Source organism: uncultured Tateyamaria sp. (assembly GCF_947503045.1).
Taxonomy (GTDB): domain Bacteria; phylum Pseudomonadota; class Alphaproteobacteria; order Rhodobacterales; family Rhodobacteraceae; genus Tateyamaria.
In genome coordinates, this window is record NZ_CANNCF010000006.1 from 1 (window position 1) to 22588 (window position 22588).

Below are 22588 nucleotides of genomic sequence, written 5' to 3' on the forward strand. Positions count from 1 at the left end.
GGACAGACGACAGTACTGACGAAACGACCGCGAAAATCGCTAAAAAACTCTTGCAATGCAGGAGCCACCCACAGATGACGTTCAAATACCGCTGAAGATGCTGCTAGTGCAGCCCGGATAGCGGACGTTGGCACTGTCGCGCGGCATTTCAGAAAGGTGGATGACTGCACTGCGGACGGAGCGGTCCTTCCACGTAACCAAACAAAAGTCCGGTTATGTTCCGCTGTGAAAATCAGTTTCACTCTTTCGAGGAGACAGAAACAAGCACCTCGAAAATGCGGTCGATGACGTTTCTCACCTCCGGCAAATATCTGTCTTCGTGATGCATGACTTGCCATTGCTCATGCTCAAGCTCTTCAATCGGGTCTGCAAGTCGACAAAGCCCGGCTGTTGTGTCCCCAACAAAGGTTGGAAGAACGATCCGGCCTGCGCCGGTTAAGGCAAGATCGATGGCATTTCGTGGGCTTGTCACTTCGATGGTTCTGTCAGCTCCAGAGTTGCGCTCGACCCATCTTGCGGATGGCGTCGATCCCAGAACATGTATCCACGGTCTACATGTGCGGTTCTGCGCGTAACTGGCGAATTTCACTGTCCCTATTTTGCGTCCTGCAAGCCAAGGATCTCCCGGCCGATGGTTGCGAATGCCGACAACGGCTTCGCGCCTGCCAATGTCGAGAATTTCTTCGGCCGCAATAAAGCGCAGACGCAGAGCATCATTCTGAATGATGCTAGACAAGTTTTCACACAGAACCTTTGTAACCCATGTGCCTGCGGACACCTTTATCAAAGGAAGTTTCGTCGCCCCGTCGGTTTTTATGGCAGGAAGAAGCCCGTTCTCGACCGCAACGACCTTGTCAAGGAACGTCTTACCGTGTTCGGTCAGGTCGTATCCACGGGCGTTTCTGTAAAAGAGCTCCTGGCCCAGCCGGCGTTCCAGTTGCAGCATTCTGCGCCCTAATGTTGGAGCGCTCTTCCCCGTTGTTGCAACTGCACCGGCAAGCCCGCCTCCACGCGCAACCGCGAGAAACAATCGCAAATTGTCCCAGTCGAATTGAGTTTCATCCATGAAATGATCATTACATTTTATTTCATGGATTTGAATAGGCATTGCCAGTTACCTGAGTTCGATGAAAGCAAAAAGAGGCACGTCATCGATATGATCAACTTTCTGGATCACACGATAAATCCGTTGGGCATGGGATGCTGGCCCATGGGTGGCGCAATGTATTCTGGTGATCAATCCCTTGGGTACGCAAACGCCGACGACAATGAATCAATTCGCACAATTCATGCGGCGTTAGATGGTGGCATCACCGTATTCGACACGGCAGCAGCCTATGGCGCGGGTCATTCGGAACGGTTGCTTGGGAAAGCTCTCGCCGGAAATTCTGAGGCCGTTGTCATCACGAAGATTGGCATTGGCATAGATGAAAAAACACGACAATTGAGTTTCGAATTGCCGGTAGCAAAGGATGCGCTGCCTGCCATCGACGCAAGCCTCAGGCGGCTTGATCGTGAGCGCATCGACCTGATCCTGCTGCACCAGAATGAGATGCCCATCGATCAGGCTGTTCCTGTTTTCGACGAACTGGAGACAGCCGTTCAATCCGGAAAAATCGGAGCGTACGGATGGAGTACGGACTATTCTGATCGGACCAGGGCGCTGTCTGACCGGACATCTTTTGTTGCAGTCGAACATGCAATGAATGTGTTTTTCGATGCGCCAAAAATCCAATCCACCGTTTCGGACAATCAACTCACTGCACTCATCCGCTCGCCACTGGCTATGGGTTTGCTGTCGGGAAAGTATGGGGCCAACGACGTCCTGCCCAAACAGGATATCCGAGCATCCGGCGCACCTTGGATGGAGTACTACACGGACGGAAAAGCAAATCCGGACTACCTCACATCGCTAGACGCCATCCGAGAGCTTCTGATGTCGGACGGCCGGAGCATCGTACAAGGCGCTTTGTCGTGGATTTGGGCAAAAGGAGGCGCCAACATTCCGATCCCCGGCGCGCGCACTGTGGAGCAAATACAAGGGATTGCAGGTACATTGGCTTTTGGGCCACTGCCCCAATCCGCCATGACTGAAATCGAAACTTTGGTTCCGCGTGATCCCGACGCTGAAGAACGTCCACGCTAAGCCCGGAGGCTGTAACCATGAAAATAGTCATCACAGGTGTCAGCAAAGGGTTGGGTCGCGCATTGAGCGCGGAGTTTGCCAATCTGGGTCATGAAGTGGCCGGTTGCGCACGAAACGAGAGTGCTATCGAAGATCTGAAGACCGCGTTAGGTCCACAACACTCGTTCACCTCGGTTGATCTGCAATCTGCCGATGAAATTGAACAATGGGCAAAACATCTTACGTCCAATTGGGGTGTTCCGAACTTGCTGATTAACAATGCCTCTATGATCAATGGGAACGCACCCTTGTGGCAAGTTTCCCGAACCGATTTCGAAGTGCTGATGTCAACAAATGTGACAGCCGTCTTTTCAACCATTCAACATTTCGTACCGGCGATGATTGATCGCCGGACTGGCGTCGTTGCAAACATCAGCAGTGGTTGGGGCCGGTCGGTGTCGCCCAATGTCGGGGCTTACTGCACCAGCAAATGGGCAATCGAAGGGATGACACTTGCGCTGGCTGAGGATCTACCGGAAGGACTAGCGGCGCTGTCCGTCGATCCAGGCTCAATCGAAACTGAAATGTCGCAATCTGCCCTTGGCGATGCGGCGCGGAATGCTCAGTCACCGCATGAATGGGCTGAGAAAGCCGCCCCATTTTTCCTTTCGTTGGGAGGCAAACACAACGGGCTACAGGTCTCCGTCCCAGCATGATCGTTCGAGTTCGTCTATCACGCGAAGTCAGAGAACGCTGACATTGGTACTCGTTGCAGCATCCGTGATTTTGGGCTCGTTACGGATCTCGGAGGCAGCGCGGCATAGTCATGATCTGTGATGCTTCGCTATGCAAGGCCGGCCCATAGGAGACATACCTTGTCTAAATAGTCTCCGCGCAGCAGCATCCCCACTGCAGACATTCATCACTCTCACAGAAATGCCCATGGCGGATCTTGGGGAAGGTTAAGTGATCCGGAATCCGAACCTCGAAATCGAGGCGGCAAAACTGGCGATAGGCGAGGTACAGATGCACCTCCTAACAAAGCCGCTGCTCGGAGCGGATGCGAAAGCAATACCCGATCAACAGGATCCTGATCAGAAGTTCAGAACCGACCGAGAGGCGGCCAGTGTGGCTGTAGAAAACCGCTAGATGTGCGCGCAGAGTACTGAGTTCAACGAACTGACCAATCTACTTTACCAAATGATCTTGTGGGAAACGTTCCTCAAGCGAAAATTCATAAAGCAGTGCCGCTTGCGCCCTTGCCACGGCCCCGTCATGGCCAAACCTTCCGACTGTTGGGAGACTTGAATCAACCGCTTACGTCTCAACTATGCAAAAGTTTTTCAACGGTATCCGTCCGTCTTGAAAGCATCAATGGATGTCGAATCGGTCCACAGCGCCGGTCTCAGGCTCAAGAACATGACGAGTAGAGAGCAAGTCTGCGAGCGGGAGAGTCTGTTCTGAAGCAGGTTTGGCCGCTTCATGCTGGTATTTTCAAGCCTGAAGGAACGCGACCCGCAGCCCGTCACACCTCGAAAAAATTGCGTACCCACAGGAAAAAAAGTTGCACTTCAAGAAAATAATTGCCACGGTCTTGCAGAAAACACCGTCGCAAAAAACTGTATAGCCCGTGAAAGACAACACTCAAAACCACAACCGCATCGACGGTCGCCTCGTTGCCGCGCGGATCCTTGAAGACTGTCGTTCTTTTATCGAACGAAACGGCCCCGTAGGTCGCCTTGTTTCTGTGTCTGTCGGTGATGTACCAGAAATAGCAGTCTATGTACGCAATCAAGAACGTGGCGCGGCACGGGCCGACCTGCCCTTTGAGACGCAATTCTGGCCCTGCGACATCACCCAGGACGAGGCCAAGGCCCGCATTCAGGCCATGAACGATGACACACAGGTGCTGGGAATTATCTTGCAACGACCTGTGCCCGATCACATCAACCTTCGATCGCTCCAATCTGCCATTCATCCGCTCAAGGATGTTGAAGGCATGAACCCAGCCTCTATCGGCAATATTGTCTATTCGGATGTCGCGCTTGCTCCTTGCACGGCCGCGGCCAGCGTCGAATTGATCAAGGCGACAGGGCTCAATCTTGAAGGTCTCGAGGTGGTCATGATCGGGCATTCAGAGATCGTGGGCAAACCGGCAGCGATGATGCTGATGGCGAAAGGAGCGACCGTGACCGTGTGCCACCACCTGACGCGGTCGGTCGCGATGCATTCACGCCGGGCCGACGTGGTCGTGGTAGCGGTTGGTAATCCGCATTTCCTTGGGCCGGACATGATCAAACCGGGGGCTGCGGTCATCGACATCGGCATCAACCAGATCATCGGAGCGGATGGCACCGCAAAGATCGTGGGCGACGTGGACACTGACGCGGTCGGCGATTTCGCAGGCTGGATCACGCCCGTCCCGGGTGGCGTTGGCCCGGTCACCGTCGCGATCCTGATGCGCAACGCAGTCGTGGCCTACCAGCGCCAGGTTGCCGCAGGATGGATGGACTGACATGGGCAAGCCGGACACCCGCTTTGAGGTCGCAGCACAGATAGACAACAACGTGCAGTCCCGCGTGATCGAAATCCATGTGACCAAGGGGTTCAGCGGGCTCGAACTGACCTCCATCACCCATGTGCTGGCCACCGCGAACAGACTGCTGCAGCGCGACCTGTTTTCCTGGCGCTTCAGTACGAACATGCCGGGGATCGTCGCCAGCGATCAGGGCACACTCGTGCGGGCAGAGCCTGCCATTTCCGACCATCGACTTGCCGACATGATGGTCGTGGTGGGCGGGCAAGGTGCCGCAACGGGCACGTGGCTGCCGCGAGTCCGCGCGATGCAACGCAAGGCGCGCACCGTGGTGCTGCTGTCGGATTCCGCGACAGCCTATATCACGGCGACAAAGGCACCGAGCGGACGCGTGACCACACATTGGCGCGACATCACGAACCTGGTCGAGACCGGCTATTACCCGAAGCTCACCTCTCATCTCAGCGAAAACTCGGACGGGATCATCACGGCGGCGGGCGCGGGAGCGACCCTGGAGTTGATGGTGGGGCTTGTCGCGCCTTATCTCACCAGTGTGCAGGTAGCGGAGCTGGGCAATCATCTGCTGTTGCAGACCATCCGCAAAAGTGATGCCGAACAACCCAAATGCATGGCCGACAATGAAGGGTTGTTTGACGCCCGCCTGACAGAAGTGATCCGCCTGATGGAAGACACCGTGAACGAGCCGATGTCGATGAACGAGATTACCGCGCGTGTCGGCTATTCGACTCGGCATATGGAGCGTGTATTTCGTACGACCTTCAATGACACACCCGCCCGGTTCTACAAACGAATTCGGGTCAAACGGGCGCGCACGATGATCGAGGAATCCCTGCTTCCGATGATCGATGTTGCAATCGCCTGCGGTTTTGGATCGTGCACGACCATGGCCAAGGCGGTAAAGGCGGAATTCGGCGTGACACCGTCACAGATGCGGTCGCGCAAGAGTATCCAGGTTCTGACCTATGCGGGCCGTCAGACCGCCAGATAGCCGATGGCCCCAAACACGATTGCGATCCCGACCCACTGGGTGCGTGCAACCGCTTCGCGCAGGAACACCGCCGCAAGGGCAATCGTCAGAACCCCGAACGTCGATGCGGCGACCGAGGCAAAGGAGGGATATGCGTATGACCCGGCAAGCATGACTGCCCCGATGGCGATTGCATCCAGCGCGCCCATCACCATCAGCACCGGCAGCGCCGAGACAGGTGGCATCACGGGCTGACGTAACCCCAATGCCAGCCCCCCAACGATGATTACGGCCCCCACCCGCGCCAAGGCAATGGCCGTCATCTCGACACCGCCTTCGACCGAAAGCTGCCCCAAGGCAAATGACACCGCAAACCCGATGGCCGCCAAAACTGACCACAGAATGGCGGCAGGTTGCGCACCCACGCCATCATCGTCCTTGGAGGTCGCTGCAACGAAACCGCATCCGCCCACGACAATCAGCACCGCAATCCACTGCAAAGACGAAACAACTTGCCCATTCACCACCGCCCAACCGACCGACAAGATCGGAAAGGCCGCGACAACCGGCGCAACGACCCGAACCGGTCCGATGGCCAAGGCCCTGTAAAACGCGAGCCCGGTCAGACCAAAAACGACGCCCGACGCAGCGGCATAAAGTTTTGCGTCCCCCTCAAGCGCGCCCGCACCAAGGACCAGCGCAAGGCCACCTGTCGCGATGCAACCGCTCACGAGGACGGGGAAAAGAGATTGAAACACGCCCACCCGCTGCGAAATGTAACGCACCAGCGTGTCATGCACGCCCCAGCAAACGGCGGCGATCAGTCCGAGAGTCAGTGCACCCATGGGCTCCGCACCGCAGAAAGGATTGATTTTCTCACGCGGTGGTGCCCCTTTTGTTTGCAGCGGGTATGCGTCCAGAGTATTCTCTCAGTTAAATATTTATTCCGCTAGTGCAAATTTGCGCCGCTTGGGAGGCCCAGATGCTCGACACCCCCTATCCAAATGTCAGGCCCGGCCCGCCACGCCCAAGCCGGATCGTGGAGCCTGCACAGTTTTCGATGCCGCCGGGCACCGAACGCTATGTCGTTCAAGGGGGCGGCGCGGTGCTCATTCCGGTCGAAACGGGTGATCTGGTGACGATCATTAATGATGAGGGCGGGCAGGTCTGCGAAGTCGTCGGCAGCGACGCGCGGGGGCGCGCGGAGCAAAGCCTGTTCGATCAGGTCGCCGATGCCCCTGCGGACGGGTTGCGCGCCTTGCTTGCTGGCGACAACCATTCGCTGCGCGGGCTGCGTATGGGCCTTAATGCACGCAAGATCGATCTTGCTGCCGCACGCGCGGTGCGCCTGTTCGATGCCACAACCCGCGCTGGCACCGAACAGACAATGCGTGTCATGCGCGACGGCACACTGATCATCGCGGCCCCCGGCGGGGCCATGGATTTCGAAGTACAGGATACCCTCACGCCGTTTACCGTTATGATCAAGCGTGTCACGATCAAAAGCCACGTCAAATTCGAATTGCCTTGCCCGCTGGCCGACCCGGTTTCCGACATCCGCGTGCACACGCAGACCGCCGAAGCGTTCTTTGTTAAAGCGGGTGACTACATCCAGATTATCGACGTCGATGGCCGCCAGTGCACGGATTTCGAATGCTTTTCGGCGCGCAAACTCGATAAGGGGATCGAGCATGCGCTTGACGTGACAACCACCCGCACGCTGATGGGCCACGCCTATCCCATGCCGGGTTTGCACGCGAAATACTACGATCAGGAAATGCTGCCATTGGTCGAGGTGGTGCAGGATACCTGCGGTCGCCATGACGCCTTCGCGCTGGCCTGCTCGGCCAAGTACTACGACGACATCGGCTATCCCGGTCACGTCAATTGTTCCGAAAATTTCAACGCGGCCCTGTCCAAGTTCAACGTCACGGGCCGCCCCGGCTGGATGGCGATCAACTTCTTCTTCAACACCTATCTCGACGAACATGGGGTGATGTATTCGGACGAACCATGGTCGCGCCCCGGCGACTACGTGCTGTTGCGCGCGCTGACGGACATCGTCTGCGTCTCCTCCGCGTGCCCTGACGACACAACAGCAGCAAACGGCTGGAACCCCACCGACATCCACGTGCGCACCTATAGTGGGCGCGAGACCTTTCAACGCAGTGTCGCCTACCGGCCCACCCCTGATGCGGACCCCAAAATGACCAAACAAACCGCCTTTCACGATCAATTCGCCAAGCACACCCGCAACTTTGTCGAATACAATGGCTACTGGCTGGCCAACTGCTTTGCCGAGGCTGGCCCGATCGAGGAATACTGGGCTTGCCGCCAAAAGGCGGTGATCATGGACCTGTCGCCCCTGCGCAAGTTCGAGATCACTGGGCCCGATGCCGAGGCGCTGTGCCAATACGTCTTCACCCGCAACATGAAAACATTGGCCGTGGGCGGCGTTGTCTACACCGCGATGTGTTATGAGCACGGCGGCATGATCGACGACGGCACCGTCTTCCGGCTGGGCAAGGACAACTTCCGCTGGATCGGCGGCAATGATTATGGCGGCGACTGGCTGCGTGAACAGGCCGAAAAACTCGGGCTGAAAGTGCTTGTTCGCTCCTCCACGGACCAACTTCACAATGTCGCTGTCCAAGGCCCCGAAAGCCGCGACCTGCTGCGTAAGATCGTCTGGACCGCGCCGCACAATCCCGAGTTCGACCAGCTTGGCTGGTTCCGTTTCACCCCCGCACGGCTAAACAATGAATCCGGCACCCCTTTCGTAATCTCCCGCACGGGTTACACGGGCGAGCTGGGCTACGAGGTGATGTGCCACCCTAAGGATGCGTCCGAGATTTTTGGCGCGATCTGGGGTGCAGGGCAGGACCACGGCCTGCGCCCCATGGGACTCGAAGCGCTTGACATGGTACGGATCGAAGCGGGGCTGATCTTTGCCGGCTACGATTTCTCCGACCAGACCGACCCCTTCGAGGCAGGCATCGGCTTTACCGTACCGCTCAAATCCAAACCCGACGACTTCATCGGACGCGACGCCTTGATCCGGCGCAAGGAGCATCCCAGCCGTAAACTCGTCGGCCTCGACATCGACAGCAATGTGCAGGTCGATCACGGCGACTGCATCCATATCGGGCGCGCACAGATTGGCGAAATCACGTCGTCGATGCGCTCACCGCTCTTGGACAAGAACATCGCCCTGGCCCGGATCGACGTGGCCCATGCCGACATCGGCACTCCGGTTGAGGTCGGAAAACTCGATGGCCACCAAAAGCGGCTCCCGGCTGAAATCGTCCCCTTTGCCCATTACGATCCGAAAAAGGAACGTCCCCGCTCTTGATACGCCGCGCTATTCTTGTTGGGCTAATCGCCCTCGCTCTGCCCGCACACGCCCAATCGGTCAAGCTGCGTGCCCACGAGATCGACGCGCTGTTGTCCGGCAACACCGCCATAGGCAAATGGGACGGCACGCCTTACCGCCAATATTTCGACGCGGATGGCACCACGATCTACGCGCAAGAGGGCGCGCGCTCGGCCCGTGGGGAATGGCGCATAGACGCAGAAAAGGACGAATACCAAAGCATCTGGCCTCGGGACGCCGATTGGGAAGGATGGTTCGTGATGGAATGGGCCGGCACGTTCTATTGGGTCAGCAAAAAGACACCGCCCACGCCGTTCGAACTGGTCGAAGGCGAACAGTTGGTGACGCCATGATCCGCTTTGCAGCAGCCGTGGCGCTCAGCGCTGTCGCGGCCCATGCGGATACGTATTGCGCCGATCTGACGGCACTTTCCAACGGCACTATCACCGAAATCGCTTTGCCTTCGGGCAAGGCTGGTATCTGCGCTATATCGCAGGACCTGTCAGGCGCGCGCGCAGTCAATTGTCGTTGGCCTTTTGACTACCGCGTGCAGGCCGCGACCGATGCGTTCACCCGGTTGCTCGACGCCACGGCTCAGTGCCTGAACACCGAGGGCGTCAGTGATCAGGGGGTGAACCACCCCGACAGCTATGATTTGCGAACATTCGACACGGACACGGGGCAGGTTAGCGTGTCGATCAAGGACAAGGGCGCGCTGCAGCAGACTTTCATCTTTCTGCGCGTCGCCCCGCCCGCCTAATTCTGCAAGTACACGTCAATACTGTCATCCAGCGCGTCGACCCAAGGTGTATGATGCTTGGGCGCCATTGTCCCAGTCATCACCGATTTGTACCCATTGTCGCGGAAGGTCATGATCCCCTGCTTCTTGTGGCCCTTCCACTCTTTGAACGCCTTGCAGGCCCCTTCAACATCGAATGAGGGGTAATCAGTTTCGGCGATCAATTCCTTGATGTAATCCCCCTGGTACCAGATCGCATCGTAGTCATCAGCCCCAGCATCCTCGCGCGCCACACGGTCAACCACATCGGCCTCCATCTCGGCCTTCGACGGCGTGTCGATCTTGCCCATGATGGCGTCCCGCACCCACCAGGCTTGGGCGTCAAACATGTTGAAGGTGAACCACTGGTCCTGCATTCCAAGATAGAAAAGCGCGGGGTTTTCGACCCAAGCGACGCCTTTATACAGGTCCGCCGTCGCCAACCGGTTGGCCGTTTTCAGGCGCAGATCGTCGGCCATGAAGGGGAAGTGATGCTGGTACCCGGTACACAGAATGACAGCATCCACATCGCGGCTGGTGCCATCCTTGAAATGCGCAATCTTGCCGTCCACGTGGGTAAGCAACGGCACTTCAGCCCAATTGTCGGGCCAGTCATATCCCATGGCCGCCGTGCGGTGAGAAACGGTGATAGATTTCGCCCCATATTTCCAGCATTGCGAGCCGATATCCTCGGCGGAATAGCTGGTGCCGACGATCAGGATATCCTGATCCTTGAATTCAAGCGCATCGCGGAAATCATGGGCGTGTAGCACACGGCCCTTGAAGGTTTCAAAACCCGGAAACTCCGGCACGTTCGGCGTTGAAAAATGCCCCGAAGCGCAAACGACATGATCAAATTTTTCGGTGTATTCGCGGTCATTCGGCAGGTCCTTGACCGTGACGCTGAAGGTGCCGTTTTCAAACTCGACGCGTCGCACCGCCGTCTCGAACCGGATCCAGTCCCGCACGCCTGCCTTTTCAACCCGACCCTGGATATAGTCGAACAGCACCGCGCGAGGCGGATATGATGCGATCTGCTTGCCGAAATGCTCCTCAAAGGAATAGTCCGCGAATTCCAACCCCTCTTTGGGGCCGTTCGACCAAAGATAGCGGTACATCGACCCGTGCACCGGTTCGCCATACTGATCCACACCAGTGCGCCAGGTATAGTTCCATAGACCACCCCAATTGGCCTGTTTTTCAAAGCAGACGACCTCGGGGATATCTTCCCCGTTTTGCTTGGCGGACTGAAACGCGCGCAGCTGCGCCAGCCCCGACGGTCCGGCCCCGATGATGGCGATACGTTTGGGCATTGTGCGACTCTCCTGGCAATATTCAGTTTGTACCAATTCGACCGCCATCATCCCTGCAAGTCAACTAATTTGCACAAGAGTGAAAATGCAGACGTGACTTTCCTTGTGCCATGGTGTTGATGTCGGGCACTTCATCACGGCAAAAATGGGCGCACCATGGTCAAACCACATTTCAGTTTTTGGATCATTGCGGTGCTGGGCCTCGTTTGGAACCTGATGGGATGTCTCAATTTCATCACGCAGATGAATGCGGACGCCGTCGCGCAGATGCCCGAGATTTATCAATTGATCATCACCGCGCGCCCGCTCTGGGCAACGCTCGCCTTCGGCTTTGCCGTGTTTGGCGGGGCGCTTGGCTGCATCCTGCTGCTTTTGCGCCGCCGCATGGCCTCGGTGGGCTTTCTGGTGTCACTGCTAGCTATTGTGGTGACCGTCATTCAGACAGTCTTGGTGGTCGGGATGGCCCCCAGCACCATCCTGTCCGTCTTGGTTGGCGTAGCACTTTTCTGGTACGCGACCATCGCTGCACGCGCGGGCTGGTTGCGCTAGGCACCTCGCAACCAACTTCACCCTTTCGCAGTATCGGATCAGATATCGAGGGTATTGTCCTTTTCCCACTGCGAGAAATGCGCCGTGAAATCGTTCCACTCCTGCGTCTTCATCTTGACGTAAGAGGCCGAGAACTCTTCGCCCATAGCGGCTTTTAGGCCCTTGTCCTTGTCGTATTCGCGCAAGGCATCCAGCATATTCAGCGGCAGCTTGGGTGCGCCACGCACCTTGTGGCCTTCGGCATACATATCAATGTCGTGGCGCTTGCCGGGATCGGCCTCAGTGCGGATACCGTCAAGGCCGGCCGCAATGATGACAGCTTGCAGCAGATAGGGGTTCGTCGCCCCATCCGGCAGGCGCAACTCAAAGCGACCTGGGCCAGGGACGCGCACCATATGGGTGCGGTTGTTGCCCGTCCACGTCACCGTGTTAGGCGCCCATGTGGCCCCTGACATCGTGCGTGGTGCGTTGATGCGTTTGTAGCTGTTCACCGTCGGGTTGGTGATCGCAGCCAGCGCGCTCGCGTGCTTCATGATCCCGCCAAGGAAATGGCGACCTTTTTCGGACAACCCGAGTTCAGCCGTTTGCGAGCTGTCATTCGGTTCCATCGCGAAGACGTTGGTCTTGGCGTCTGCACCCGGTGCGTCCCAGACCGAGATGTGGGCGTGGCATCCGTTGCCCGTCAGCCCTTCGACCGGTTTGGGCATGAAGGTTGCGCGGAACCCGTGCTTTTCGGCCACACTTTTGGTCATGAACTTGAAGAAGGAATGCTTGTCGGCGGTGCGCAGCGCATCATCAAACTCCCAGTTCATCTCGAACTGGCCGTTCGCGTCCTCATGGTCGTTCTGGTAAGGTCCCCAGCCCAGATCAAGCATGTAGTCGCAGATCTCGCGCACCACGTCATAGCGGCGCATCACCGCCTGCTGGTCATAGCAGGGCTTGGCGGCGGTGTCGTATTCGTCACTGATCTGGTTGCCGTCCGGGGTCATCAGGAAATACTCCGCCTCGATCCCGGTCTTGACGTGCAGCCCTTCGGCGGCGGCCTCATTAATCAGGCGGCGCAGCACGTTGCGGGGGGCCTGGGCGACGTCCTCGCCTTCCATGACGCAGTTGCCCGCAACCCACGCCACTTCGGGTTTCCAAGGCAGCTGGATCACCGAGGACGGGTCGGGCACTGCCAACATGTCCGGGTGGGCAGGTGTCATATCGAGCCAAGTCGCAAAACCGGCAAAACCCGCGCCATCTTCCTGCATATCGGCGATGGCCTGTGCGGGCACCAGTTTGGCCCGTTGGCCGCCAAAAAGGTCGGTGAAGGAAATCATGAAATATTTTACGCCATTGTCGGCGGCGAACTGTGCAAGATCAGTGGTCATCTATCTGTCCCTGTCGGTCTTTATGTGGTGAGGGCGCGTGCCGTGATGGCCGCGCCCTTCGTTGTGGTGATCAGTAAGAGGTGCCCGGTTTGCCGGGATACCAGTCGGTGCCCGCCAGCGGGATTTTGGCCATCGCCGCGGCCTCCATCGTCAGCGCGCAAAGGTCCTCAGGCTCAAGATTGTGAAGGTGGTTCTTGCCGCAGGCCCGCGCGATGGTTTGCGCCTCAAGCGTCATCACCTTGAGATAGTTGTTGAGCCGGCGCCCCCCTTCGATAGGGTCAAAACGCTTCATCAATTCGGGATCTTGCGTCGTGATCCCGGCGGGGTCCTGCCCTTCGTGCCAGTCATCATAGGCACCGGCGGTCGTCCCGAGAGCGTTGTATTCGGCCTCCCATTTGGGGTCGTTGTCGCCCAGCGCAATAAGCGCGGCGGTACCGATGGCGACAGCATCAGCCCCCAGCGCCATAGCCTTGGCCACATCCGCGCCCGTCCGTATCCCACCTGAAACGATCAGCTGCACCTCGCGATGCATGTCGAGGTCTTGCAGCGCACGCACAGCCTCGCGGATACAGGCCAAGATCGGTTGGCCGACGTGTTCGATGAACACATCCTGCGTGGCCGCCGTGCCGCCTTGCATCCCGTCAAGCACCACGACATCCGCGCCCGCCTTTAAAGCAAGTGTCGTGTCAAAGTAGGGACGCGCGCCACCGACTTTGATATAGATCGGCTTTTCCCAATTGGTGATCTCGCGCAGCTCGAGGATTTTGATTTCCAGATCATCCGGCCCGGTCCAGTCGGGGTGACGGCAGGCAGAACGCTGATCGATCCCCTTGGGCAGATTGCGCATTTCGGCCACGCGGTCGCTGATCTTTTGGCCCAGAAGCATTCCGCCACCGCCGGGCTTGGCCCCCTGCCCCACCACGATCTCAATGGCGTCAGCGCGGCGCAGATCGTCCGGGTTCATCCCGTAACGCGAAGGCAAATACTGATAGACCAGCTTGTTGGAATGGCCTCGCTCTTCCTCGGTCATGCCGCCGTCGCCCGTCGTGGTCGACGTGCCCGCCATGGTCGCGCCACGGCCCAATGCCTCCTTGGCAGCGCCCGAAAGCGCACCAAAGGACATGCCTGCAATCGTGACCGGGATGTCCAGTTGGATCGGGTTCTTGGCAAACCGAGTGCCCAACGTGACCGAGGTTTCGCATTTCTCGCGATATCCTTCGAGCGGATAGCGCGATATGGATGCGCCCAAAAACAGTAGATCATCGAAATGGGGCAGTTTGCGTTTTGCCCCGCCGCCGCGAATGTCATAGATGCCGGTCGCCGCCGCGCGCCGGATTTCAGCATTCACGGAGTTTGAAAAAGTGGCCGACTGGATCGGCATCGTGCGCGGGGCGCCGTTTTGGTCGTCTTTCATGGTCTACCCTTAATACGCGTTATCGATTTTGAAGGTATAAAGCTCGCGCGCTGATCCATAGCGTTTGAATTCGGACGCCTTGGCATCGCATTCACCACGCTTCAGCAATTCCTCAAGGATGGCAATATGCTCAGGCCGCATCTCCTTTTCGATGCAATCCGCTCCAAGGGATTTGACCGACCCACGCACGAACAGGCGTGCCTCGTATAGTGAATCGCCCAACGCTTCGCCGGCATCGCCGCAAACGACAAGATTGCCAGACTGCGCCATGAAGGCCGACATGTGCCCGATATTGCCGTGCACGATGATGTCGATCCCCTTCATCGAAATCCCGCAGCGAGAGGACGCGTTGCCCTTAATCACTAACGTGCCGCCATGGCCGGTGGCACCGGCATATTGCGAAGCGTCCCCTTCAACGATAACCATGCCGGACATCATGTTTTCCGCCGTGCCCGGCCCGACGGAGCCATGCACATGCACCTTGGCCTGCTTGTTCATGCCGGCGCAATAATAGCCGGTGGACCCTTTGATATCCACCTCGATCGGTGCATCCAGACCCACCGCGATGGCGTGGCTGCCTTTCGGGTTCACGATTTCCCAATGGGTCTGATTTGTATTTGCTGCCTGTGCATGAAGCGTGGAGTTTAGCGCTCGCAGGCCCTCCGCCTCTAAGTCAAATGTCTGCATTTAAGCCGCTTTCTCTTGCGCGGTGGGGGCCGCGTTGTGCGACCAAAAATAAACGGTGGCAGGCTCGGGTTCCCAGACGCGGGCCTGATCGATCCCCGGCAGGTTCACCAGCGCGCGGTATTCAGACCCGAAAGCCACATATTGATCGGTTTCAGCCATCACAGCAGGTTTGCACGCAATCGGATCACGCACGACGCCAAACCCGTCCTTCGTGCCCACTACAAAGGTGAAGAACCCGTCGAGGTCATCAAGACTGGAGGTCAGCGCCTCGCCCAGAGTCGAACCTTTTTGCATTTTCCACGTGAGGTAGGCCGCCCCCACTTCGGTGTCGTTTTCCGTCTCGATATGAACGCCAAGACGACGCAGCTTGCGGCGCAGCGAATTGTGGTTGGACAGCGATCCATTGTGGACAAGGCACTGGTCGACGCCGGTGTTGAACGGGTGCGCTCCCATGGTTGTGACAGCAGATTCGGTCGCCATGCGGGTGTGCCCGATGCCGTGGGTCCCGGACATGTGCCGGATGTCGAAGCGTTCTGCCACTTCTTTGGGCAAACCGACTTCCTTGTAGATTTCGAGGGTGGACCCGTGGCTCATCACCCGCACATCGGGGCGGATTTCGGTCAGGATTTCGCGTGCCGCGGCGACCTGATCGGCCTTAATCGACAGCACCGCGTGGGTGTCCTTAACCCCCATCAACACCTTGCCCTTGATGCGCTTGCGCAGGTCATCATCCAGCTTGTCAAAATCTCTTTCCGGCGCGCCCGATTGCACGGTCAGTTTGGCGTTACCATTTGTTTCAGAACCATAAATTGCGATGCCCGCACTGTCAGGGCCGCGATCCGTCATGGTAATCAGCATGTCCGTCAACATGTCGCCAAGCTGTGGCTCCAGCGAGGTGTCTTTTAGAAAAAGTCCGACGATCCCGCACATGGCGAAGGCCCTCCCAAAAAGTGATCTGTCGTTCGACTCGAACGCTAACATCGTTACATCACATGCTCAACCGTTGGGAAACTAATTTTCACTTCAGTTAAAAAAAGAGTCGCCAGAAGAAACCTGTCGTGGTTCAATTTGGCCAGCGTCGCGCAATGCATACGACGGCGCACAATGCCAACAGTCCAATACGGGGGTTCACCGTGGAAGAGCAAATCGCAGAGCTGACGGCCCAGATTGCCGCGCTGCAGGGTAAGAGTGGTGTGACAAACACCATGTTTGCCGAAACATTCTATTATCTAACCATCCCGCTGATGATCATCATCCATGCGGGATTCCTAGCCTACGAGATGGGTGCCTCGCGCCTCAAGAACGTGTTGAGTTCGGGGGTCAAGAATATCCTGGCCTTCGCCTTCATGATCCCGACCTTTTATTTCTTTGGCTGGTGGGTCTATTGGGGGTTCCCCACGGGTTTACCGGGCGCACCGGGGCCTGCGGGCATATCGGGTGTGGAATACGCCAATGCCATCGCGTGGGGCTGGGGTGAAAGCGCCCAGTACATGGGTCCGAATATTGCGGATCAGGCATCCGGTGTGTTCTTTGGTGCCTTTGCGCTATTTGCGGCAACAACCGCATCCATCATGTCTGGCGCAGTCATCGAGCGCATTCAGACGGTCGGCTTCGTGATTCTTGCCGTTGTCCTTGGATCCTTTGCATGGGTCGTTGCCGCCGCTTGGGGCTGGCATGCAGATGGCTGGATGGTCACGCAATGGGGCGTGCATGACTTTGGTGCGGCGGGCCTTGTGCACGCGGTTGCCGGGTTCTTTGCCCTTGGCGTTCTGATCAACCTTGGGCCGCGCATCGGCAAGTTCAACGCGGATGGCACAGCCAATCACATCGCGGGGCATAATATGCCGCTGACGGTGACGGGCCTGATGCTGATCATCGTGGGCTTCTGGGGATTCCTGATGGCCTGCGTGATTGTCCCCGGCGAGGCGTGGAGCTGGTTTGCGGACAAACCGTCCACCATCTACGGCACGCCCATCACGTTGTCGGCTCTGGCCTTCAACATCCTGATGGCGATTGCGGGCGGTATCATCGGGGCGTGGGTGCTGACCCGTGATCCGTTCTGGATGATGTCAGGTGCGCTTGCGGGGATCATCTCGACCGCGTCGGGCCTCGATATCTACTTCCCGGCGCTGGCCTTCATTGTCGCCTTCTCCGCGGGTTTGATCCTCAAGCCCTGTGCAACATGGCTGGAAAATCGCGGCATCGACGATGCGGTGGGCGCGGTGACGGTGCACGGCACGATCGGCCTCTATGGTGTGGTTCTGCTGGGTGTGTTCGCCTCTGGATATCCCGCGCTTCAGGGTGAGGCAGGCGAAGTGCCGACGATCAGTTTGATCGGTCAAATCGTGGGGGCTGTCGTGTTCTTCCTGCTCGGCTTTGTCCCAGGATACGCGGTGTCTCTTGTCCTCAAGATGATGGGCATGTTGCGCATTCCCGAGGGCGCGGAACTGGCTGGCATGGACATGGTCAAGGTACCGGCCGCTGGCTACCCCGAAGGAATCCCCGCACCCGGCGTCAATCTGGCGCCCGGCGAGTAACTGAACAGAAAGGACGAAATCATGGGTTTTCCATATGACGAAGCAAGCTGGTCGGTTGTCGACGGGGCGATGTTCATGGGATGGGGCGGCGCAATGCCGGGCCTTTATACCTTGATAGCGATGGTGATCTGCGTGGCTGTGCTGCTGTTTGGTCAAAAGACCGAAAGCGCCAAGACCAAGCAATTCGAGAAGTAAGCGCGCCAGACGTGCGCGAGGGGCGGCCACCGGTCGCCTCTTATCTATTCAATTTTGCCCAGCAGGAAAAAAAGTTGCATAGCATTCTTGATTTTCGATATGCGCTGAGGCTCAATGTAAAACAACAAGACTCATAACGAACAGGGAAAAACACCATGGCCATTCTATGGAGAAACTCCGCCCTTGCGGGGCGTCACGCCGAAATCGGTGGAGAGCTTGAAGACTGGAATGGCATGGGGACGGCGTGGTTCTATGACGACACACCCGAACGCGCCAAGGCCGATTACGAGGCGATCCGCACCAAGGCGGGCCTCATGGATGTATCGGGCCTCAAGAAAGTGCACGTTGTTGGCGAGGACGCCGCCTATGTGATCGACCGGGTGACCACCCGCAATGTCGAAAAGATCGCGCCGGGTCGAGCCGTCTATGCCTGCATGCTCGATGATCGTGGCCTGTTCGTGGATGACTGCGTGATCTACCACATCGCGGTCAACTCGTGGCTGGTCGTGCATGGCACCGGCATCGGGATGGAGCAGCTGACAACCGTGGCCGCCGCCAAGAATTGTTCCGTGATCATGGATGACGATCTGCACGACATGTCGCTGCAGGGGCCGAAGGCAGTGGACATTTTGGCGAAAGACATCCCAGGTATCCGTGATCTGGCCTATTTCGGGATCATACAGACCCGCCTCTATGGCCGCGACGTCATGATCTCGCGCACGGGCTACACAGGCGAGCGGGGTTACGAGATTTTCTGCCGCGCCAAGGATGCAGTGCACATCTGGGACAACGTGCTCAAGGCAGGCGGCGACGATGTGCGCCCGACCCAGTTCAGCACCCTCGATATGCTGCGGATTGAATCCTATCTGCTGTTCTATCCCGGCGACAATTCCGAGACTTTCCCATTCGAAGACGGCTCGCCCGCAGGCGACAGCCTTTGGGAACTGGGCCTCGATTTCACCGTATCGCCCGGCAAGACCGGCTTTATCGGATCCGAAAACCACTATGCCATGGAAGGCAAGGAGCGGTTCAAGATCTACGGTGTGAAACTGTCAGGCGACGCCATGGACCGGATGGAGATGTTTGCCCGCGTGCATCACGAAGGCAAAGACGTCGGCGTCATCACCTATGGCCTGTCGTCGGACCTGAACGGCTATTCTGTCGCCATTTCGCGGCTTGACCCGTCGGTCGCGTCGCCCGGCACCAAGCTGACCGTTGTGCAGCCCGATGGCACCGAACTTGCTGCAACGGCCGAGGAAATGCCATTCTACGACAAGGACAAGTCCGTGCGCACTGCCAAGGGCTGATATCTTCCAAGGGCGCGGGGACCGATCCACGCGCCCTTTTCACGTGACGAGGACAGCTATGTCGAAGTTTGAATTCCCCCCGTCGATCAAAAGCCGCCCGGTCTATGGCACGCTTGAGGCGCGGCCCGGAAAAGGGCACCTGATGATCGCCGATGGCGAGGGGGCCGAGGCGATCCTTGGCATCGCAACGCCTGACCTGATGGCGAAAACCCACATCATCTATATCCCGCGCGGCGCTGCGTTTGCGGACCAGTTGCGCGCCCTGGGCCCGGCGCAGTTTTACGAGGGGCCGACCTATGCCGCGTCCGTGTCGCGCATCCGCCGCGTGCTGCAGGACGCCCACATGGGGTTGCAGGTGTACCTGACCGGCACCGAAGGTTTGATGGGCCAGGCCCAGAACGAGGCGATGATGGCGGGCATCCCCCACACGGCAATTCAGACCGAACATCGCGGATCGGTGGCCCGCCGCATGCAATGCGTGCATTGCAAAGGCATCACCGATGATGTGGAAACCGACCCGTTTCAATGCAGCCATTGCGGGCTGAATCTGTTTGTGCGCGATCACTATTCGCGCCGTCTGGCCGCCTATCAAGGCGTGTGCATCGACGCAGAGGATCCGGGCAATGTGCCCGCACCCAAGGGGATTTACGAATGAGCGCAGCCCCCCAAAAAGCCAAACCCGGTGCCGAAAAGATCGACGTGGTCGTGGCGGCGGTCGAGCCCTTGAACGACCTTGTCACCCGGTTCGAATTCAAGCGCCGCGACGGCGCACTGTTCCCGCCCTTTTCCGGCGGCGCGCATACGGTCGTGACTATGCAGGACGGGGACCGGGCCCGGCTCAACCCCTATTCGCTGATGTCCGACCCGGCGGACCTGAGCACCTATGCCATTTCCGTGCGCCGCGATGACGAGGGGCGTGGCGGATCGCTGTTCATGCACCGCAATGTGACGGTGGGCGACGAGATGACGATCACATATCCGGTGAACCTGTTCTCGCTTGACCTGCGCGCGCGCAAACATTTGTTCTTTGCAGGCGGTATCGGGATCACCCCGTTCATGTCGATGATTGCCCAGCTTGAACGGATGGGTGGCGCGTGGGAGCTGCACTATGCCTGCCGCACCGAGGCGCTTGGGACCTATGTGGATCAGCTGACCTACAAGCATCCCAACAAGGTGCATGTGTATTATGACGATCAGAACCAAGCGATTGATCTGGAACATCTGCTGGACGGGCAACCGCTTGGCACCCATGCCTATGTCTGCGGACCCAAAGGGATGATCAACTGGGTGCATGCCACGGCGTCAGCCGCCGGTTGGCCGGATGCCAACGTGCATTCCGAAGAGTTTCTGGCCCCCGAGCCCGGCGTGCCCTTCGAGGTGCGCCTGTGCCAGTCCGACAAGACGATCACCGTGGGCGAACACGAAAGCTTGCTGGAAGCGATTGAGCGCGCCGGTGTAGAGGCCCCGTTCCTGTGCCGTGGTGGGTCCTGCGGACAATGCGAAACGGACGTGGCCCGTGCTGAGGGCGAATTCATCCACCGCGATCACTGGCTGGAAGACGAAGACCATGCCTCGGGCAAGAAAATCATGCCCTGCGTCAGCCGCTTTATCGGGACATTGGAGCTTGAACGATGACCATTCAATTCAACGACGAGACCTTTCGCGACGACTATTCGTTCCACAACTCCGATTGGGCGATCAAACGCTTCCCGTTCCCCTTCCACGAAGACAGCTACATGTATGCAGTCAACATGGAACAGCATCGGGGTGGGCCCGAGGGATCGGTTTATGAAAAGCGGTTCGATGTGGACGAACACTACGTGTCCGAGATGCGCGACCGGGCGATGGTGCTTGCGGACGATCCGCTGCGCTGCCAGTCCTTGCCGCATATGACACTGGCAGGCTGGGACCTGCTGGAACTGATCATGGTCTCCAAATCCGAGGACTACCCCGACCTGTTCGAACTGCACCGCGATGGCAACACGTGGCGATGGATCAACAAACCGCTGGGCATCGACGACACGTTCACCTTTCTGGACGACACCACCCTGCCCTATGGACCGATGGAATACATCACACGCCAGACCCAAGGCGATTTCTGTGTTCTTGATCAACGGGATAACAACCTGTGGATGGACGCAGGTATGGTGACGACGCAAGCCGACTGGAGCCTTGATTTCGACATCGGCATGAACTTCTTTGAATGGCACGCGCCGGTGCCACTGGCCCATGAAAAGGGCATCTTTGTCCGCGCCCTGAAATTCCTGCTCAACATCCAGCAAGGGGCCCCTGCACGCCGGTTGAACTGGACCATGACGGTCAATCCGCTGCTCGATACCAGCCCGGAAAACTACCACAAATGGGGCATCCAGAAGACGACGCTGACGCCCGAAAACATCGGTGCCAAACAGCATCTGCGTGTCGAGTTGCAGACCTTTTTCCGCCTGCCCCGCTCAAACGGACTGGTGTTTCCGATCCGGTGTTACCTGTGCAGCTTTCAGGACCTGATGACGATGCCCAAATGGGGACGTCGCCTGCACCGCGTGGTGCGCGACCTGCCGGTTGAGTTGGCCACCTACAAGGGGTTCATCGACAACAGACCGATGATGCTCGACTACCTGTCGCAATTCGACGATGGCCTGCCCACGTCACCCGGCGTCTGGCCGGATTTCGAAACCGAGCCGCCGCTGGCCAAATAGTCAGGTGTTCTGCGGATAGCTGATCACGGACAAGTAGCGCGCCGGCAGCGACACCAGTTTTTCGGGCCCGTGCGGCGCATCCGCGTCAAAGAACAGCGTATCGCCCGATTTCAGCGCATAAACATCGTCGCCGTGACGGTAATCGACCTCGCCCTCAAGCATATAGATCGTCTCGATCCCGCCATGCTGAAAAGTCGGAAACACGTCAGACTCTGCCGTGAGGGTGATCAGGTACGGCTCAACGATCACCCCCGAGGCGTTCGATCCGATATGGCCCAAAAGATTGTACTGATGATGGGCGCGCGTGCCTTCGCGATCTATGGACACCCCTTCGCCGGACTTGGTGTGCACGGCCTGACGGCTTTCCTCGAACCGGCGGAAAAAGCTTGTCAGCGGAACAGACAGCGCATTGGCGAGCAATTGCAGCGTGTTCAGCGACGGGGACGTATTGCCGTTTTCGATCTTGGACAGCATGCCGATGGACAGCCCTGTGATCTGGGCCAACTCTGCCACGGTAATTTCCTGCTGGCGGCGAAAGGCGCGCACTTCGCGGCCGATGGCCACTTCGAGAACCTTTTCGCGTTCTCCATCCCGCGTGCGGTGCGGATCCTGTGTCAGTTTGCTGGCCACGTCGGCATCTATTTTTTCGATGTTCACACTTTCCGCTTTCTATGCAGCCAATTGCCGGGAAACAAATTGGTTCTTGGTGTATAC

At 58.1% G+C, this 22588-nt stretch carries 22 protein-coding genes and 1 pseudogene; 14 read left to right on the plus strand and 9 right to left on the minus strand.

The window, feature by feature from the left end:
- Positions 1-238: 238 nt before the first annotated feature.
- The gene (locus Q1A89_RS20205) at positions 239-1066 is read right to left on the minus strand and encodes a LysR family transcriptional regulator (protein ID WP_299732855.1); all 828 of its coding nucleotides are present in this window, start codon (positions 1064-1066) and stop codon (positions 239-241) included.
- A gap of 3 nt (positions 1067-1069) precedes the next feature.
- On the opposite strand from Q1A89_RS20205, the gene Q1A89_RS20210 reads away from it, so the two are divergent.
- Both Q1A89_RS20210 and Q1A89_RS20215 read left to right on the plus strand, forming a co-directional pair.
- Entirely contained in the window at positions 1070-2146 is a 1077-nt protein-coding gene (locus Q1A89_RS20210; RefSeq protein ID WP_299732858.1) for an aldo/keto reductase, read from the plus strand.
- Between the two features lie 17 nt (positions 2147-2163).
- Entirely contained in the window at positions 2164-2841 is a 678-nt protein-coding gene (locus Q1A89_RS20215) for an SDR family oxidoreductase (protein ID WP_299732861.1), read from the plus strand.
- Positions 2842-3049: 208 nt separating this feature from the next.
- Here the strand turns inward: Q1A89_RS20215 and Q1A89_RS20220 are convergent.
- Positions 3050-3391: pseudogene (locus Q1A89_RS20220) on the minus strand (transposase); the annotation flags it as partial.
- Between the two features lie 364 nt (positions 3392-3755).
- On the opposite strand from Q1A89_RS20220, the gene Q1A89_RS20225 reads away from it, so the two are divergent.
- Positions 3756-4640 (plus strand): bifunctional 5,10-methylenetetrahydrofolate dehydrogenase/5,10-methenyltetrahydrofolate cyclohydrolase, encoded by an 885-nt coding sequence (locus Q1A89_RS20225; protein WP_299732864.1) that lies wholly within the window; start codon positions 3756-3758, stop codon positions 4638-4640.
- 1 nt (position 4641) lies between these two features.
- Entirely contained in the window at positions 4642-5670 is a 1029-nt protein-coding gene (locus tag Q1A89_RS20230; protein WP_299732867.1) for a helix-turn-helix domain-containing protein, read from the plus strand.
- Here Q1A89_RS20230 and Q1A89_RS20235 read toward each other — a convergent pair.
- Entirely contained in the window at positions 5655-6494 is an 840-nt protein-coding gene (locus Q1A89_RS20235; RefSeq protein ID WP_299732870.1) for a DMT family transporter, read from the minus strand. The genes Q1A89_RS20230 and Q1A89_RS20235 overlap by 16 nt on opposite strands.
- A 137-nt stretch (positions 6495-6631) precedes the next feature.
- On the opposite strand from Q1A89_RS20235, the gene Q1A89_RS20240 reads away from it, so the two are divergent.
- Genes Q1A89_RS20240 through Q1A89_RS20250 form a run of 3 tightly spaced genes read left to right on the plus strand, consistent with a single transcriptional unit; the run spans position 6632 to position 9782 of the window.
- The gene (locus tag Q1A89_RS20240) at positions 6632-9001 is read left to right on the plus strand and encodes an aminomethyltransferase family protein (protein WP_299732873.1); all 2370 of its coding nucleotides are present in this window, start codon (positions 6632-6634) and stop codon (positions 8999-9001) included.
- Complete coding sequence (locus tag Q1A89_RS20245) at positions 8998-9375, plus strand: hypothetical protein (RefSeq protein ID WP_299732876.1); 378 nt, start codon at positions 8998-9000, stop codon at positions 9373-9375. Before Q1A89_RS20240 ends, Q1A89_RS20245 begins: the two co-directional genes overlap by 4 nt.
- Positions 9372-9782: a hypothetical protein gene (locus Q1A89_RS20250; protein ID WP_299732879.1), complete on the plus strand. Its 411-nt coding sequence runs from the start codon at positions 9372-9374 to the stop codon at positions 9780-9782. The genes Q1A89_RS20245 and Q1A89_RS20250 overlap by 4 nt, the downstream gene beginning before the upstream one ends.
- On the opposite strand, the gene Q1A89_RS20255 is transcribed toward Q1A89_RS20250, so the two are convergent.
- Entirely contained in the window at positions 9779-11113 is a 1335-nt protein-coding gene (locus Q1A89_RS20255) for an NAD(P)/FAD-dependent oxidoreductase (protein ID WP_299732882.1), read from the minus strand. The genes Q1A89_RS20250 and Q1A89_RS20255 overlap by 4 nt on opposite strands.
- A 156-nt stretch (positions 11114-11269) precedes the next feature.
- On the opposite strand from Q1A89_RS20255, the gene Q1A89_RS20260 reads away from it, so the two are divergent.
- Complete coding sequence (locus Q1A89_RS20260; RefSeq protein ID WP_299732885.1) at positions 11270-11662, plus strand: hypothetical protein; 393 nt, start codon at positions 11270-11272, stop codon at positions 11660-11662.
- A 38-nt stretch (positions 11663-11700) separates the two neighbouring features.
- Here the strand turns inward: Q1A89_RS20260 and glnT are convergent, their stop codons facing one another.
- From glnT to Q1A89_RS20280, 4 genes are all read right to left on the minus strand, one after another.
- Positions 11701-13035 (minus strand): type III glutamate--ammonia ligase, encoded by a 1335-nt coding sequence (gene glnT / locus Q1A89_RS20265; RefSeq protein ID WP_299732887.1) that lies wholly within the window; start codon positions 13033-13035, stop codon positions 11701-11703.
- A 70-nt stretch (positions 13036-13105) separates the two neighbouring features.
- The gene (locus tag Q1A89_RS20270) at positions 13106-14449 is read right to left on the minus strand and encodes an FMN-binding glutamate synthase family protein (RefSeq protein WP_299732889.1); all 1344 of its coding nucleotides are present in this window, start codon (positions 14447-14449) and stop codon (positions 13106-13108) included.
- Positions 14450-14458: 9 nt separating this feature from the next.
- The gene (locus Q1A89_RS20275) at positions 14459-15136 is read right to left on the minus strand and encodes a GXGXG domain-containing protein (protein WP_299732892.1); all 678 of its coding nucleotides are present in this window, start codon (positions 15134-15136) and stop codon (positions 14459-14461) included.
- A complete protein-coding gene (locus Q1A89_RS20280) occupies positions 15137-16066 on the minus strand; it encodes a glutamine amidotransferase family protein (RefSeq protein WP_299732895.1) in 930 nt (309 codons plus the stop codon).
- Positions 16067-16269: 203 nt separating this feature from the next.
- On the opposite strand from Q1A89_RS20280, the gene Q1A89_RS20285 reads away from it, so the two are divergent.
- The 6 genes from Q1A89_RS20285 (at position 16270) to Q1A89_RS20310 (ending at position 21874) form a co-directional block, all read left to right on the plus strand.
- Entirely contained in the window at positions 16270-17673 is a 1404-nt protein-coding gene (locus Q1A89_RS20285; protein WP_299732898.1) for an ammonium transporter, read from the plus strand.
- Positions 17674-17694: 21 nt separating this feature from the next.
- The gene (locus Q1A89_RS20290; protein ID WP_299196343.1) at positions 17695-17868 is read left to right on the plus strand and encodes a hypothetical protein; all 174 of its coding nucleotides are present in this window, start codon (positions 17695-17697) and stop codon (positions 17866-17868) included.
- Positions 17869-18023: 155 nt separating this feature from the next.
- Positions 18024-19175 carry an aminomethyltransferase family protein gene (locus Q1A89_RS20295; RefSeq protein WP_299732901.1) on the plus strand — a complete coding sequence of 384 codons (1152 nt, stop codon included), beginning with the start codon at positions 18024-18026 and terminating at the stop codon, positions 19173-19175.
- Between the two features lie 58 nt (positions 19176-19233).
- Positions 19234-19830 (plus strand): dimethylamine monooxygenase subunit DmmA family protein, encoded by a 597-nt coding sequence (locus Q1A89_RS20300; protein WP_299732904.1) that lies wholly within the window; start codon positions 19234-19236, stop codon positions 19828-19830.
- On the plus strand, positions 19827-20810 hold the full coding sequence (locus Q1A89_RS20305; RefSeq protein ID WP_299732907.1) for a PDR/VanB family oxidoreductase: 984 nt from the start codon (positions 19827-19829) through the stop codon (positions 20808-20810). Before Q1A89_RS20300 ends, Q1A89_RS20305 begins: the two co-directional genes overlap by 4 nt.
- Entirely contained in the window at positions 20807-21874 is a 1068-nt protein-coding gene (locus Q1A89_RS20310; protein WP_299732910.1) for a DUF3445 domain-containing protein, read from the plus strand. The genes Q1A89_RS20305 and Q1A89_RS20310 overlap by 4 nt, the downstream gene beginning before the upstream one ends.
- Here the strand turns inward: Q1A89_RS20310 and Q1A89_RS20315 are convergent, their stop codons facing one another.
- Complete coding sequence (locus tag Q1A89_RS20315) at positions 21875-22531, minus strand: XRE family transcriptional regulator (protein ID WP_299732913.1); 657 nt, start codon at positions 22529-22531, stop codon at positions 21875-21877.
- Positions 22532-22588 lie beyond the last annotated feature (57 nt).

What these genes read in the sequence shown, in the direction of transcription:
- Q1A89_RS20305 (WP_299732907.1), top strand. Translation starts at nt 19,827, where the DNA reads ATGAGCGCAGCCCCCCAAAAAGCCAAACCCGGTGCCGAAAAGATCGAC.
- Q1A89_RS20300 (WP_299732904.1), top strand. Translation starts at nt 19,234, where the DNA reads ATGTCGAAGTTTGAATTCCCCCCGTCGATCAAAAGCCGCCCGGTCTAT.
- Q1A89_RS20280 (WP_299732895.1), bottom strand. Translation starts at nt 16,066, where the DNA reads ATGTGCGGGATCGTCGGACTTTTTCTAAAAGACACCTCGCTGGAGCCA.
- Q1A89_RS20310 (WP_299732910.1), top strand. Translation starts at nt 20,807, where the DNA reads ATGACCATTCAATTCAACGACGAGACCTTTCGCGACGACTATTCGTTC.
- Q1A89_RS20295 (WP_299732901.1), top strand. Translation starts at nt 18,024, where the DNA reads ATGGCCATTCTATGGAGAAACTCCGCCCTTGCGGGGCGTCACGCCGAA.
- Q1A89_RS20260 (WP_299732885.1), top strand. Translation starts at nt 11,270, where the DNA reads ATGGTCAAACCACATTTCAGTTTTTGGATCATTGCGGTGCTGGGCCTC.
- Q1A89_RS20240 (WP_299732873.1), top strand. Translation starts at nt 6,632, where the DNA reads ATGCTCGACACCCCCTATCCAAATGTCAGGCCCGGCCCGCCACGCCCA.
- Q1A89_RS20270 (WP_299732889.1), bottom strand. Translation starts at nt 14,449, where the DNA reads ATGAAAGACGACCAAAACGGCGCCCCGCGCACGATGCCGATCCAGTCG.
- Q1A89_RS20205 (WP_299732855.1), bottom strand. Translation starts at nt 1,066, where the DNA reads ATGGATGAAACTCAATTCGACTGGGACAATTTGCGATTGTTTCTCGCG.
- glnT (WP_299732887.1), bottom strand. Translation starts at nt 13,035, where the DNA reads ATGACCACTGATCTTGCACAGTTCGCCGCCGACAATGGCGTAAAATAT.
- Q1A89_RS20275 (WP_299732892.1), bottom strand. Translation starts at nt 15,136, where the DNA reads ATGCAGACATTTGACTTAGAGGCGGAGGGCCTGCGAGCGCTAAACTCC.
- Q1A89_RS20235 (WP_299732870.1), bottom strand. Translation starts at nt 6,494, where the DNA reads ATGGGTGCACTGACTCTCGGACTGATCGCCGCCGTTTGCTGGGGCGTG.
- Q1A89_RS20210 (WP_299732858.1), top strand. Translation starts at nt 1,070, where the DNA reads ATGATCATTACATTTTATTTCATGGATTTGAATAGGCATTGCCAGTTA.
- Q1A89_RS20215 (WP_299732861.1), top strand. Translation starts at nt 2,164, where the DNA reads ATGAAAATAGTCATCACAGGTGTCAGCAAAGGGTTGGGTCGCGCATTG.
- Q1A89_RS20230 (WP_299732867.1), top strand. Translation starts at nt 4,642, where the DNA reads ATGGGCAAGCCGGACACCCGCTTTGAGGTCGCAGCACAGATAGACAAC.
- Q1A89_RS20250 (WP_299732879.1), top strand. Translation starts at nt 9,372, where the DNA reads ATGATCCGCTTTGCAGCAGCCGTGGCGCTCAGCGCTGTCGCGGCCCAT.
- Q1A89_RS20255 (WP_299732882.1), bottom strand. Translation starts at nt 11,113, where the DNA reads ATGCCCAAACGTATCGCCATCATCGGGGCCGGACCGTCGGGGCTGGCG.
- Q1A89_RS20290 (WP_299196343.1), top strand. Translation starts at nt 17,695, where the DNA reads ATGGGTTTTCCATATGACGAAGCAAGCTGGTCGGTTGTCGACGGGGCG.